We start from the raw sequence: 13700 nt of genomic DNA on the forward strand, positions 1-13700 counted from the left end.
ATCATAAGGAAAAATAATGAAACACAACTTACGCACTCTGGCTGTGGCGGTTTCCCTCGCCCTCACGGCAGGCCCTGCAGTGGCAAATGATATTGATTTTCATGGTTATCTGCGCTCCGGGCTGGGTGTTTCCGGCAGTGGCAGCTTAGAGCAATTCCAGAAAAACAAAGTCGGTCGTCTGGGCAACGAAAACGATACTTACGGAGAAGTGGAACTGGGCAGTGAAGTCTACAAAAAAGACGATGTCAGTTTTTATGTCGATTCGATGGTCAGCATGGTGTCCGACGGCTCAAATGATGATGAAAGTACCCTCAATGACGACGCGCAATTCGGGCTGCGTCAGCTGAATTTGCAAATTAAAGGGCTGGTCCCGTGGGATAAAGATGCGGTGATCTGGGGCGGTAAGCGTTACTACCAGCGCCATGATTTACACATCATCGACACCAAATACTGGAACATTTCCGGTGCCGGTGCCGGGGTGGAAAACCTGAAACTGGGCGAAGGCGCGCTGTCGGTGGCCTGGATCCGTGGCGATGCCAATGACGTGGATTACCGCGTTGACGGCGATAACGACGTCAACATCAACTACATTGACGTGCGCTACGCCGGGATCAAACCGTGGAGCGGCGCGTGGATGGAGATCGGTGCCGACTACGCCATGCCAAACCTGACGCACGATCAGAAAGAGTACGGTGGCCTGTATGACGCGGATAACGGCGTGATGCTGACCGGCGAAATCAGCCAGGATATGTGGGGCGGCTATAACAAACTGGTTTTACAGTACGCAGACAAAGGCCTGGCGCAGAACATGATTTCCCAGGGCGGCGGCTGGTATGACATGTGGAATTACACCAATGACGCCACCGGTTATCGCGGCATCATCACCGGGCTGTTCCCGATCACCAGTAAATTCAGCCTCAACCACGTGCTGACCTACGGCCATGCCGACAACATCACCGCGTACACCGACACCACTGAACTGGTTTCTCTGGTGGGCCGTGCGCAGTACCAGTGGACGGATTACGTGCGTACCATCGGTGAAGTGGGTACGTTCTATCAGAAAGATGATTACAAGAACGGCTCGAACTATAAACAAGGTGGCCAGAAATACACCCTGGCGATGGGTCTGGCAGCCGGTCCTGAGTTTATGTCGCGCCCTGAACTGCGTGTGTTTGCATCGTATCTGAATGATTCCGAACACGGCGATACCTTTGAAGATCACACGAAATCCGATACCTGGAACTTTGGGGTTCAGGTTGAAGCCTGGTGGTAAATTTCCTTTATTTCTGAAGCTGTCGCTGCGTTGGCTTGCCGATTTGCCACAACTTCACTGATTTTGGAAAGTTGAAGTCATGTTGTACAAAAAAGTTATATCCTCATTGTTATAAAGCGACAGATAAAACTTAATTTCTCTTGTAGGGGATCGTTACGTTTTTTCTCCGCACAGCAGCATCATTATTATTGATTTAAAATAAGAAACAATAAAGGCAGCCTGGTGTCGGGCTGCCTTTATTTTTAGCGTTATTTAAAAAGACTTAATTACTGTTTAAACCAAATTTCTCTGTCATTAATTTCTTCAGGCTGTCGGACTGCTTACCAAATATGGCATGAACTTCCTGACCAATAATGACCACCCCTATCGCCCCGGCCTGCTGGATGGCACCGGAGTTAACCGGTTTAAGCGCTTTCACCTTGACGCGCAGCCTGGTGATACAGGCATCGACATTAATAATATTATCGCGGCCACCGAGCGCCTCAATTAATAACGACACATCCGTGGACGGTGGTACGTCATCTTTCAGGTTTTTATTCTTCGCCGAGAACACATGCATAAAGTCTTTAATATTGACCATCATTAATCCTCTCTTGCAGAAATGAAAAAACGTGCAACAGGGAATATTCCCCGTTGCACGCCGGTAATACCTCTTATTGCGCGATTTTACGTGTCAGGATCTGATAACCAAATGCCGGTAACGTCAGTTTACGCGGTAAATTGCCGCCGTGAACGATATCCTGATAATCCAGCGGCAATGTGACACTCTGACTTTGCGCACTGTAGTTTTGCAGGAAGATAAACTCGCTTTCACCGTCGGTACGCCTTGCGGCGGTCATGCCTTCCGGCAGCGGCGTGTTAATGGCGCGCGGCAGATGCATTTCTTTTGCCAGCGCGGTGAAGAAATCGGCATGGAACTGGGCGTCGTTGCGCGATGCCACGTAGTACGCCTGCCCTTTACCGTACAAATTGACGGTAACGGCCGGGGCACCGGCATAGAAATCATCGCCATAGGTGGCGAGCGCCGCCGCGCCTTCCAGATGGATCACCTCACACAACTGCGATGCACGGTACGGCCCGCTCAACCCCAGCGCATTACCTTCGACACCGGCGACGCTGTTGTGCTGCTCGTCGGTCAGGCTGTCGATCTCTTCCGCCCAGATGCCGAGCACAGGGCGTAACGGCCCGGGGAATCCGTCGAGGAAACACAGGTCGGTTTCGTTGACGATGCCGCTCCAGTAGGTGGCGACAAAGCGCCCGCCGGTCTGCACGAAATGGCTTATCCGCTCGCTGACCCCTTCGCGCACCATGTACAGCATCGGCGCGATCACCAGATCGTAGCCCTGTAAATCGCAGTCGGCGTTGATCACATCGACGGCAATGCCTTGTGACCACAGCGCCCGGTAATGATCGGCAACGGTGTTTTCATAATGCAGACCGGCATTGCGCGGCCCCATGGCATCGTCCATCGCCCAGCGGCTTTCCCAGTCAAAAATGATCGCCACTTTGGCTTCCACGCGGCTGCCTGCCACCGGCGCCAAGGCGGATAAAATCGTGCCGAGCTCGGCCACTTCGCGCCCCACGCGGGTATCAATATGCCCGACGTGATCGACCACGGCGCCGTGGAATTTCTCAGACGAGCCGCGGCTTTTACGCCACTGGAAATACTGTACGGAATCCGCACCGTGCGCGACCGCCTGCAGCGAGGAAAGAATGTGCATTCCCGGCTTTTTCAGTTTGCTGGTCGGCTGCCAGTTGGTGAAGCTTGGCGTTGATTCCATCAGCACAAAAGGTTTGCCCTGCTTGAGGGTGCGCATCAGATCGTGGTACATCGCGGTGTACGCCGCGAGGCCGATATCATCCTGACGGGTGTGCCACATCGGGTAGCTGTCCCAGGAGATGAAATCCAGCACCCCGGCGAGCTTCCAGTAATCGTAATCGTAGAAATATTCCATGAAATTGGTGGTCGCCGGCAGCGCCGGGTTTTCGGCTTTCAGCGGGCGGATCTCTTCGCTGCAAAAACGCGTGACCTGGTCGGTATTAAAACGACGCCAGTCGAGATTCAGGCCGTGAACGCCACTTTCGCCCTGCGGCGACGGCGATTCAAGCTGTGACCAGTCCGTGTAAGTGTGGCTCCAGAACGTGCTCCACCAGGCCTGGTTCAGCGCATCAAGGGTGACGTAGCGCGCTTTCAGCCAGTCACGGAACTGCTCCTGACAGGTGTCACAATGACATTCGCCGCCGTACTCATTGGAGATGTGCCAGCCGATCACCGCCGGATGGTGGGCATAACGTTTTGCCAGCTGGCCGTTCATCAGTTGGACTTTTTCGCGATAAACCGGTGAACTCAGACAGTGGTTGTGACGCCCGCCGTGCAGCGCTTTGACGCGGTCGCGCCCGACGCGCAACACTTGCGGGTATTTCTGCGACATCCACGCCGGACGTGCGCCGCTTGGCGTGGCGAGATAGACAAAAATGCCGTTCTCATGCAGACGGTCGAGCACCTGATCCATCCAGTCAAACGTATAGCGCCCTTCTTCAGGCTCCAGCGCTGACCAGCTGAAAATTCCCACTGACATCACGTTGCAGCGCGCTTCTTTCATCATTTCGACGTCGCGGATCAGCACGTCAGGCGTGTCCAGCCATTGCTCGGGGTTGTAGTCCGCGCCGTGTAACAGGCCGGAAATCTTACTGCTCAGAAGAGGGAATTTCGTCATGCTTAATCCTTTAAATCCTTAAGAAAAAGTCAGTGCTCCCCGGCCAATGTGACCGGGGAAAAGGAAATTACTTGAATACCTGAATGGAAGGCAGAACCTGACCGTCACAGCTGAACAACGCCTGATTTTCGCGGGCATTGCCCTCTTTCCAGTGGTCGTTGATGTAGGTCATGCCCGCCGGCGTGGCCCAGCCTGCACCGCTGACCGGGATCCACGTCGGTTCCCAGTAGAACAGGCCTTTGCCACGGTGATCCGGCACGGCCACCAGACTTTTGATCATGTCGCTGAGGAAGTCTGCCTGCCCCTGCACCGTGCCCGGATAGCCGCCGTCTTTGGCTTCTTTTTCCGTGAAGCTGTTTTCAGCCGCATCACAGTTTTGGGTGCTGTAGCCATACGCCACTTCCACCACGATCACGTCTTTGTTGTAGCGCTTGCTGATGTCGTCCATGTTGGTTTGCAGCGCAGAGATCGGGCCGTTCCAGTAGGTGTAAAACGACAGGCCGATAACGTCGTAAGGCACCTTGCGCTGATTGATTTCATCGAACCACCAGCGGAAGGTATCGTTTTTGGTGCCTTCAGCCAGATGCAGCATGATTTTGATGTCCGACGGATTTTTTTCATCGGCGCGCACACCGGCAATCGCCGCATTCAGCAGCCCGGCCAGACGGTCAAACTCACCGCCGCCCTCGCCCCAGCTTTTGCCTTCCGGCCACAAAATCCCGCCGTTCATTTCATTGCCGACCTGCACCATGTCCGGCACCGTGCCCTGTTCACGGAATTTGGCGATCACTTCGCGGCTGTAATCATGAATGGCCGTTTTCAGCTGCGGATAATCCATTTTCGCCCAGCTTTTCGGCTTGAACTGTTTACCGGGGTCGGTCCAGAAATCGCTGTAATGGAAATCGAGCAGGATTTTAAAACCCTGCGCTTTGGCACGTTTCGCCAGTTCCAGCGTGGTGGCCAGATCGTTATTGCCGCCGCCGTAAGGTTTGCCATCCGCATCTTTCGGATCCACCCACAGGCGCAGGCGCACGTAGTTGAAACCGTTCTGTTTGAGGATCACCATCGCATCGGTTTGCTTATGGTTTTGATCGAAGAACTTGCCGCCGTGCTTTTCCACATCAATCAGCGTCGAAATGTCTGCGCCTTTGATGAAATCCGCCGGGACGTTGGCGACTTTTTTAATCACCACGTCCTGCGCCATGCCGGAAAATGACATCGCCAGCAGCACGCAGGCCATTGCGCTTTTATTGAACATCTTTTTAGAAAAGAGAGTCATCGGATTATCCTTTGGTACTGCCAGCCGTCAGGCCGGAAACGAAGTATTTTTGTAAGGCGAGATAGAAAATGGCGACCGGCACGGCGATCAGCACCGCGCCTGCGGCGTACATGGTGTAATTCGCGCCCATTTTCTGCGCCACCAGGTTGTACAGGCCAATCGGCAAAGTGTACTTATCGGGCGTGCGCAAAATGGTGCTGGAGAGAATGAAATCACCCAGCGGGCCGGTGAAGGAGAACAGCGCGATCACCGCCAGTATCGGTTTGGAGAGCGGCATGATGATTTCGATGAAAATACGGAAATTCCCCGCCCCGTCCATTCTCGCTGACTCATCCAGATCTTTCGGAATGGCGTCGAGATAGCCTTTCATCAGATAGGTGTTCATCGGGATCATGCCGCCGACGTAAATCAGCACCAGCGCCAGATGGCTGTTGATTAACCCCAGTAACTGCGCCAGCACAAAGATGGCGATCAGCGCCGAAAACTGCGGGATCATCTGCAATAACAGGAACAGCATCAGCCCGTCTTTGCGGCCCTTAAAGCGAAAACGCGAGAAGGAATAGGCGGTGAAACTGACGCAAATCAGGGTCAGCACCATGGTCAGGAAGCTGATTTTCATCGAGTTCCAGTACCAGCCGACATAATTCACGTCGCCGCTAAACAGGTCTTTGTAGTGCTGGAAAGACACGTTCTCCGGAATAATCGAGGTACTGAGCAGGCTGTTACCGGCATTCAGCGACGCGCCGACGGTCCAGATCAGTGGATAAATAATAATGACCGCCACGATCAGTAACAGGACATAACTCAGCGAAAGGCGGATAAACCGGTTTCTTTTAATACTGCTGTTCTTACTCATCACCCTGCTCCCGCTTACGCCATATCATCTTGTTTAAATGAATTGGTTGAACGGAATTGCGACAGCGCAATACCGACAACAAATATCGACAGCAAAATCGTAATGGTCGCGGCAATGGCATATTGCGAGGATGACATGGTGAGTTTATATATCCATGACACCAGAATATCCGTACCGCCTGCATTCGATCCGGCCACCGCCGGGCCACCGTTATTAAACAGATAGATAATATTGAAGTTATTAAAGTTGAAGGTGTATTGCGTGATAATGATCGGCGCAATGGAATATAAAACCAGCGGCAGCGTAATGGTTTTTAATTTCTTCCAGGTGCTGGCACCGTCCATGGTGGCGGCCTCATACAAATCATTCGGAATGGCCTGCAATACGCCGGTGGTCATCGCAAATACAAATGGGAAACCCAGCCAGGTCTGCATCATGATGAGCGCCGTTTTGGTCCAGAACGGATCCGTCATCCACGCCTTGGGTTCAATGCCTAACGCCGCCAGAATGCCGTTGTTGATCACGCCGAAAGAGTCGTTGAACATCCCGGCAAACACCAGAATAGTCACGAAGCCCGGTACCGCCCACGGCAAAATAAGAACGGTGCGGATAAGCGCTTTGAAACGTAAATCTTTCTGATTAACCAGGATGGCCAGCATGACGCCGACGCTGCATTGCAGCGTGGTCGCCAGCACCGTCCAGACCACCGTCCATTGCAATACGTCCAGCAATGTGGAGCGCCAGATATTAAGCGTGAAGATATTAATAAAGTTTTTGAACCCCACCCAGTCAACTAATTTAGCCGGTGGCGTGTGGTACAAATTGTAATTGGTGAACGCGATGGAAAAACCGAAAATAATCGGGAACACCACCACAAACACCAGCAATATAAAACCCGGCGTGATCATTAAATAAGGGAAACCCTCGCGCAGCAATAAATGATATTGCTTTCTGACGCCGGGTAATTCCACACCCTGATCGCGTCGTTTGCCGTTAACCCAGGCATCGCGCAGGCTCAGATAATAAAAGCCGATACCAAAGGCGGCAATCAGGACGCTGATAATGCCTTTGGCTAATAAGAAGATGGAGTTATCATGCGGCACTTCTTCGCCCAGCGTATATAAGCCCCAAAATCCCTGTTGCAGGAAATCATAAAAGACACCGGCGAAACAAAACAAAATGACAAAAAACAGACTTCCCTTGGCCCATTGTCGGTTATAAAACTGACCAAAACCGGGAATAAGCGCCGCCGCCAGAGCCACCGGTGCATGGTGGCTGGCTGCGTGTGGCGCATGGTTTTCCTCGTGGAGACGCATAGACACAAAGATGTTCCTTTCACTGGTGAGGGCGTGAATTCACGCCCTCCTGTCAGACGTACAAAGTGTGTTACCGGATCACTCGTTGCTGGCTTTCGCCGCCTCGATTTGCATCTGGATATTTTTCACCGCGTCATTCATGGCGGCCTGCACCGGTTGCTTGCCGGTCACGCCCAGCTGAATACCGTTGTTGGCCGGCCCCCACACTTCCTGCATTTCCGGCACGCCCGGCATCGCCGTGGCATGGGTGGATTGCAGCGCCACGGCGTTGGCGCGTTCATCATTTTTAATCATCGGATCGTTAACCAGGGCCGTCAGTGCCGGGATTTCTTTGGTCACTTCATAGCGCACCTTGGCGTATTTAGGCTGATTGATGAAGGTGATGAATTTCTCTGCCAGCGGTTTTTGCTTGCTGTAAGTGGATACCGCGTAGCCTTTTACGCCGAGGAAAGAGCTCATCGGTTTGCCATTAGGCAACAGCGGCAACGGCATCACGCCGTAGTGGATGCCCGCCGCTTCATACGGCTGGAACGCCCACGGGCCGGTGATAACAGCGGCAGCTTTCTTCTCCGTGAACAGGGAATCAATGGCATTCAGTCCGTTTTCGCCGGTGATCCCTGCCGGGAATAACCCGTCGGCATAGAATTTTTTCAGATAGGTCACCGCTTCAATGCTGCCCGGCTTGTTCAGGCCGATGTCTTCGACGTTGATTTCGCCCTTCGCATCTTTACCGAAAATGTACCCCCCCATCGATGCCATCGCGCCGTAGGCGTAATAGACTTCGTCAAACTTGGCTAACAGGCCGTATTTGCCTTTCGCCCGCTCTTCTTTGGAGAAGGTGTAATACTCGTCGAGCGTCGCCGGTGCTTTCGGCAGTAAGTCTTTGTTGTAAATCAGCACCAGCGTTTCCACCGCTTTTGGCACGCCGTAGGTCTGGCCTTTCAGCTGGAACGCGTTGATCGCCGAAGGCGTAAAGCTGTCGGTGAAGGCTTTGTCGAGGGTCAGCGGGGCCAGTAACCCCTGCACAACCGCCGTACCGAGCTGATCATTGGGGATCACGACAACGTCGGGGCCGATGCCTGCCGGACCATCCAGACGTAATTTCTCCGTTTGTTGTGCATAAGGCGTTTCCTGCACAACGACTTTGACGTTGTTCTCTTTTTCAAAATCTTTCACCGCGTCGGAAATACCGGAAGATTTCTTAATATCTTCCCAGATAAGTAGCTGTCCCTCTGCTGCCCGGACAGCCTGGCTGCTCAGGCTTAACGACATCAGTACCAAGGCAGTAAGGTGTGTAATTTTCATTGTTGCTCCTGGATGTGAAGGTATAACATTTTTGTGTAGAACCTAACGACACCCAATCAATAACCCGTGTTTAAAACCCTTTAAAACCTGACAACACAGTGATTAATGTCGCTTCCGAATTCGTGTTATACGTTAAACTTTGAATCTTAAAATCACTACCAAAAGATGTGTATTGTGTGATCTCCTCTCCAAAATTCGAACCGACCTGTGCAAACGTTTACACAAGGTGGTTATAGTCCGAAATATCAGCGGTATGAATCTTTAAGAGGCCAAACATGTCCAGCATCAGACTTAAGAATGTGGTGAAGCGTTTCGATAAAACGGTCACGCTGCATGACATCAATATTGATATTGAAGACGGAGAATTTACGGTGTTTGTCGGGCCGTCCGGCTGCGGAAAATCCACATTGCTGCGCATGATTGCCGGGCTGGAAGACATTACCGAAGGTGACGTTTACATTGGCGAGCAGCGGGTGAACGACGTTGACCCTTCACGCCGTGGCGTGGCGATGGTGTTTCAGTCTTACGCGCTCTACCCGCACATGACCATTGCCGAAAACATGGGCTACGGACTGAAAGTGAACGGCGTGCCGAAAGAGGAAATCCGCCATCAGGTCGAGATGGTCGCCAAGACGTTACAACTTTCCCATCTGCTGGACAGAAAACCGAAGCAACTCTCCGGCGGTCAGCGCCAGCGCACCGCCATTGGGCGTGCGATTGTGCGCAATCCGCAGGTGTTTATGTTCGATGAACCGCTTTCAAACCTGGATGCCGAACTGCGCGTTGATATGCGTTTACACATTTCCAAGCTGCATCAGGAACTGAAAACCACCATGGTGTACGTGACGCACGATCAGACCGAAGCCATGACGCTGGCGGATAAAATCGTGGTGATGAATTACGGCAAAATAGAGCAGATGGGCGCGCCGATGGACCTTTACTACAATCCGGTCAATAAATTTGTTGCCGGTTTTATTGGTTCACCGAAAATGAATTTCCTGCCCGCCGAGGTGCTGAGCTGGCAGCCGGAGCGGCTGGAAGTGCGCCTTACGCCGGAGAAAACCCTGACGCTGGCATTGCGCACCCCCGAACTGGCGAGCGGCGACCGCATTACCCTGGGCATTCGCCCCGAGCATTTGCTGTCAAAAGAAACAGAGAATGCGCTGGAATTTAACTGCGAAGTGGTTGAGCGGCTGGGCAACAGCACCTATCTGTTCGGCCAGTGTTATGGCACCGACGGATTCAAAATGCTGCTGCCGGGCGATATGGCGTTCAACCCGTACCAGAGCCTGACCACCTGGTTTGATGCCGAACGGTGCATGGTCTTCAACGATCAGGGTTTGCGGATAAGCGCGGCCAGCCTGTCTCATCTGCATTAATCGTCACTCACGCATTCTGGACATAAAAAAACCGGGCTTAAGCCCGGTTTTTGCTTTTGGCGGCAACGAAATTACTTGGTTTCGTTGGCTTTGATTTCGCCCATCGCTTTCAGCTTTTTGGACATTTCACGACGTTCTTTCGACAGGTCTGCATTGCGGATGATGTAATCATCAACGCGATCTTCATAGTCGCCGCGCATGCTGGCAATGATCGCCTGAATTTCGTCGATGCTCATGCCTGGTTTGATGTAATCGCTCAGGTTGTCGAGGAGCAGAACGCGCTTCTGGTTGTCGCGGATTTTCTTTTCGTTGTCTGCAATTTCACGCTGTAATTTGTTTTTACGACGGAAAATGCGCACAAACTCCAGAACGTCCTGGAAACTCGGCTTATTGATATTGTCCATTTTAACACCTTCGATTAAGTTACACAGATTCAGTGACTGACTTGTCGCAACCGCTTATTCACATGTGACTGACAGTGAATAACAACTTAGCAAAAAGAGGAGCAAAGTGCGTGCTGCGCGCTCAGATAATCGTCCAATACCGCCATCTTACCCGTTTTAGGCGGCAGAAAAAAATCCCTTCATGCTTTCGGCGTTTTACCGCTGCTTATTTGAGCTTCTTCTTTTTGCATGGTCAGGGTGATCAGATCTCCCATTGACTTCAGTTGTTCCGCCACCTGCGCGCTCAGCCAGACGTAACCATAGACTTGCGCTTCCAGATGGTGGGCGGCATTCATTTCTGCCATCAGCGCTTTCAGCTCTTCTGCAGATTCATTCAGCTGATGGCTGATTTTCAGTTCATCGCCCCGCGTGCCGTTAAGCAACATCAGGCTCAGTTTTTCCAGCGTATCCAGTATCAGCAACTGCGCACTGCGCAAGGTGCGCGCGTTGAGCATCAGGAAATGGCTTTCGCGTGAACTCCAGTAAGCATCGGCCAGCAGTTCGAGCGTACATAACAGATTTCGGCTGAGGGTCTGGACAGCGTCAAACACCTCGCGGGGAATGTGCGATTCTTTGCTGGCGGGCGCAAACAGTGAACGCATTTTCACCATCTGACTCATCGCCGATTTCAGCTTGCCATGCAGGTGCGGGCGTTCAAGCAGATTGGGGGAAAGCCAGGCGCTGTAGATTTTGTTGAGGGACATCAGGTAGTCGGCCATCTGCATGCGCCAGTGAATAAAGGCGCGCTGCGGATAAATGCTGGCAAAAAACAGCGCCAGAAATGAGCCAAATATCACATCACCGGAACGCCACAGCGCCATTTCCATATCTCCCGGCCCGGCCCCGCACACCACAGCCAGCGTAATGCCGATCAGCAGCGCCATGTAGGGACGTTTTCCGAGCGTCAGATAACCGCTGACGAACATCACGATGGCACACCAGACCAGCATCAGCGGCAGCGAATAGAGTTCCAGCCACAAGGCGATGAGGCCCGACGCCGATCCCAGTACCGTCCCGCTGACGCGCTCCATCACCCGCTGAACCACGTTACCCCAAAATGAAATCGGCCCCATCACCACCACCAGCGTGATCAGCGGCCAGGTGCCTTCAGGAATGTGAGTCAGGCGGACGATCAGGAATGTCAGGATAAACGCCAGTGCAATACGCAGCGCATGGGTGATGCGGTAGTGGCGATAGATGACGTTATCCAGCGGGGAAATTTTCTTGTCGAGACGCACGTTTGGCCTGCCATCGGCGATTATTCAATGAGAGCGTTAGTTTAGCCGAGTTAGTAAAGTGGATCACCCCGGTTTGGTCAGGGTTTTGCGGGATGCGTGCGGGAAATTCCGGCGATTTGCGGGGTCTGTTGCGCTACTGAGGATTTTGTCATGACATCGTTGCGTCGGATGGTATCCTATCCGGCGATTCACCCCCAATTCCGCACTGATAAGGTTATCTTCGTCATGTCAGACAAGCCTCAAAAAACGTTTTACTTCCACGATTACGAGACATTCGGTAAAAATCCGGCGCTGGATCGCCCTGCGCAATTTGCCGGGGTGAGGACTGACGAAGAGTTCAATATCATCGAAGAGCCGTTAGTGATTTATTGCCGCCCTTCTGATGATTACCTGCCGGAACCGGAAGCGGTGATGATCACCGGCATAACGCCCCAGATTGCGCTGGAACGCGGCCTGAGCGAAGCGGAGTTTACCGCGCAAATTCACCAGGCGTTCAGCGTGCCGGGCACCTGCATCGTCGGCTATAACAATATTCGTTTCGACGATGAAGTCAGCCGTAACATTCTTTACCGCAACTTTTACGACCCTTATGCCTACAGCTGGCAGAACGGCAATTCGCGCTGGGATCTCCTCGACGTGATGCGCGCCTGCTATGCGCTGCGCCCGGAAGGCATCAACTGGCCGGAAAATGACGAAGGCTTCCCCAGTTTCCGCCTCGAACATCTGACCAAAGCCAACGGCATCGAACACGAAAATGCCCACGACGCGATGGCCGATGTCTACGCCACTATCGCCATGGCGAAGCTGGTCAGGCAGGCACAACCGCGCCTGTTCAGCTTCCTGCTCGAGCATCGCAGCAAACATAAACTCAATACGCTGATCGACATTCCCTCGATGGCGCCGCTGGTGCACGTCTCCGGCATGTTCGGCGCCGCGCGCGGCAACACCGCGTGGGTTGCGCCGCTGGCGTGGCATCCTGAGAATAAAAACGCCGTGATCATGTGCGATCTGGCCGGTGATATGTCGACGTTGCTGGATCTCACTCCTGATGAAATGCGCGAGCGCCTCTACAGCCGCCGCGACGCGTTGCAGGCGGGGCAATCGCCTTTGCCAATTAAACTGGTGCACGTCAATAAATGCCCGGTGCTGGCGCCGGCCAAAACGCTGCTGCCGGAAAACGCCGAGCGGCTGGGGATTGATCGTCAGCGCTGTCTGGAAAACCTGCAACTGCTGCGCCAGAACCCGCAGGTGCGCGAGAAAGTGGTGACGATGTTCGCCGAAGCCGAGCCGTTTACGCCATCAGACGACGTTGATGCCCGCCTTTACGACGGTTTCTTCAGCGATGCCGATCGCGCCGCCATGCGCATCATTCTGGAAACCCGCCCGGAGAATCTTCCTGCGCTGGATCTGACGTTTAATGATTCCCGCATCGAACCGCTGTTGTTCCGTTTCCGCGCACGCAACTACCCCGAGACACTGACGGATGCCGAACAAAAGCGCTGGATGTTACATCGTCAGACCAAGCTCACTGACGAGCGTTTTCAGAATTATGCATTAGAGCTTGAAGCGCTCTATAACTTGCATGAGGGAGATGGGGAGAAGATGGCGCTTCTCGGGGCGCTGTTTGAATACGGCAAGAAACTGGTCGGGTGATTTAGTTCGGGGGCTTCCCCCAAATCCCCCTTTTCACTGCGTATTGAGATAATTTCGGTTTCTTAATTGCAGTGTTCACTTAACGCGCTGCGCCGAAACCGCCCAAAGAAGGGAAGTGCTTTCCCTCCTTTGGATTCCTCCCCGCTTTTAACTGCGCGCTATCGCTGGCACGGCGGACATATCCTGTGGCAACAGTGAGTGGCGCAAAACCCTGCCGCTGCGCGGTGCCCTCTCCCGGTCT

General features: G+C 53.2%; 10 protein-coding genes and 1 pseudogene. 3 read left to right on the forward strand and 8 right to left on the reverse strand.

The window, feature by feature from the left end:
- Positions 1 to 16 precede the first annotated feature (16 nt).
- Positions 17 to 1273: a maltoporin gene (locus tag ACQZQY_RS18280; RefSeq protein ID WP_056769407.1), complete on the forward strand. Its 1257-nt coding sequence runs from the start codon at positions 17 to 19 to the stop codon at positions 1271 to 1273.
- 262 nt (positions 1274 to 1535) lie between these two features.
- On the opposite strand, the gene ACQZQY_RS18285 is transcribed toward ACQZQY_RS18280, so the two are convergent.
- The 6 genes and pseudogenes from ACQZQY_RS18285 to ACQZQY_RS18310 all read right to left on the reverse strand — a co-directional run bounded on the left by ACQZQY_RS18285 (position 1536) and on the right by ACQZQY_RS18310 (position 8746).
- Positions 1536 to 1853: a glucose PTS transporter subunit EIIB gene (locus ACQZQY_RS18285; RefSeq protein ID WP_056771833.1), complete on the reverse strand. Its 318-nt coding sequence runs from the start codon at positions 1851 to 1853 to the stop codon at positions 1536 to 1538.
- Positions 1854 to 1926: 73 nt separating this feature from the next.
- Positions 1927 to 3990, reverse strand: coding sequence for a beta-galactosidase (locus ACQZQY_RS18290; RefSeq protein WP_431296161.1), 2064 nt, complete (start codon positions 3988 to 3990; stop codon positions 1927 to 1929).
- Positions 3991 to 4057: 67 nt separating this feature from the next.
- Positions 4058 to 5167 (reverse strand): annotated as a pseudogene (locus ACQZQY_RS18295) (glycoside hydrolase family 53 protein); the annotation flags it as partial.
- Between the two features lie 106 nt (positions 5168 to 5273).
- Positions 5274 to 6125 carry a sugar ABC transporter permease gene (locus ACQZQY_RS18300; RefSeq protein WP_122094837.1) on the reverse strand — a complete coding sequence of 284 codons (852 nt, stop codon included), beginning with the start codon at positions 6123 to 6125 and terminating at the stop codon, positions 5274 to 5276.
- A 14-nt stretch (positions 6126 to 6139) separates the two neighbouring features.
- Positions 6140 to 7441, reverse strand: coding sequence for an ABC transporter permease subunit (locus ACQZQY_RS18305; RefSeq protein ID WP_431297210.1), 1302 nt, complete (start codon positions 7439 to 7441; stop codon positions 6140 to 6142).
- A 78-nt stretch (positions 7442 to 7519) separates the two neighbouring features.
- Entirely contained in the window at positions 7520 to 8746 is a 1227-nt protein-coding gene (locus ACQZQY_RS18310) for an extracellular solute-binding protein (RefSeq protein WP_056769396.1), read from the reverse strand.
- Between the two features lie 275 nt (positions 8747 to 9021).
- Here ACQZQY_RS18310 and ACQZQY_RS18315 point away from each other — a divergent pair, with 275 nt between their 5' ends.
- On the forward strand, positions 9022 to 10125 hold the full coding sequence (locus ACQZQY_RS18315; protein ID WP_431296162.1) for an ABC transporter ATP-binding protein: 1104 nt from the start codon (positions 9022 to 9024) through the stop codon (positions 10123 to 10125).
- Between the two features lie 71 nt (positions 10126 to 10196).
- Here ACQZQY_RS18315 and ACQZQY_RS18320 read toward each other — a convergent pair whose 3' ends face one another.
- The gene (locus ACQZQY_RS18320; RefSeq protein ID WP_013574907.1) at positions 10197 to 10529 is read right to left on the reverse strand and encodes a DUF496 family protein; all 333 of its coding nucleotides are present in this window, start codon (positions 10527 to 10529) and stop codon (positions 10197 to 10199) included.
- A 179-nt stretch (positions 10530 to 10708) separates the two neighbouring features.
- Positions 10709 to 11806, reverse strand: a complete 1098-nt coding sequence (locus tag ACQZQY_RS18325; protein WP_056769392.1) for an FUSC family protein — start codon at positions 11804 to 11806, stop codon at positions 10709 to 10711.
- A 225-nt stretch (positions 11807 to 12031) separates the two neighbouring features.
- Between ACQZQY_RS18325 and sbcB the strand changes: the two genes are divergently transcribed.
- On the forward strand, positions 12032 to 13459 hold the full coding sequence (sbcB, locus tag ACQZQY_RS18330) for an exodeoxyribonuclease I (RefSeq protein WP_431296163.1): 1428 nt from the start codon (positions 12032 to 12034) through the stop codon (positions 13457 to 13459).
- The last annotated feature ends 241 nt before the right edge of the window (positions 13460 to 13700 follow it).

Source organism: Rahnella sp. PAMC25559 (assembly GCF_050632365.1).
GTDB lineage: Bacteria > Pseudomonadota > Gammaproteobacteria > Enterobacterales > Enterobacteriaceae > Rahnella > Rahnella rivi.

Bases quoted from the DNA above. Each gene is read 5' to 3' on its own strand.
- ACQZQY_RS18315 (WP_431296162.1), top strand. From the start codon at position 9,022: ATGTCCAGCATCAGACTTAAGAATGTGGTGAAGCGTTTCGATAAAACG.
- ACQZQY_RS18305 (WP_431297210.1), bottom strand. From the start codon at position 7,441: ATGCGTCTCCACGAGGAAAACCATGCGCCACACGCAGCCAGCCACCAT.
- ACQZQY_RS18290 (WP_431296161.1), bottom strand. From the start codon at position 3,990: ATGACGAAATTCCCTCTTCTGAGCAGTAAGATTTCCGGCCTGTTACAC.
- sbcB (WP_431296163.1), top strand. From the start codon at position 12,032: ATGTCAGACAAGCCTCAAAAAACGTTTTACTTCCACGATTACGAGACA.
- ACQZQY_RS18320 (WP_013574907.1), bottom strand. From the start codon at position 10,529: ATGGACAATATCAATAAGCCGAGTTTCCAGGACGTTCTGGAGTTTGTG.
- ACQZQY_RS18310 (WP_056769396.1), bottom strand. From the start codon at position 8,746: ATGAAAATTACACACCTTACTGCCTTGGTACTGATGTCGTTAAGCCTG.
- ACQZQY_RS18300 (WP_122094837.1), bottom strand. From the start codon at position 6,125: ATGAGTAAGAACAGCAGTATTAAAAGAAACCGGTTTATCCGCCTTTCG.
- ACQZQY_RS18285 (WP_056771833.1), bottom strand. From the start codon at position 1,853: ATGGTCAATATTAAAGACTTTATGCATGTGTTCTCGGCGAAGAATAAA.
- ACQZQY_RS18280 (WP_056769407.1), top strand. From the start codon at position 17: ATGAAACACAACTTACGCACTCTGGCTGTGGCGGTTTCCCTCGCCCTC.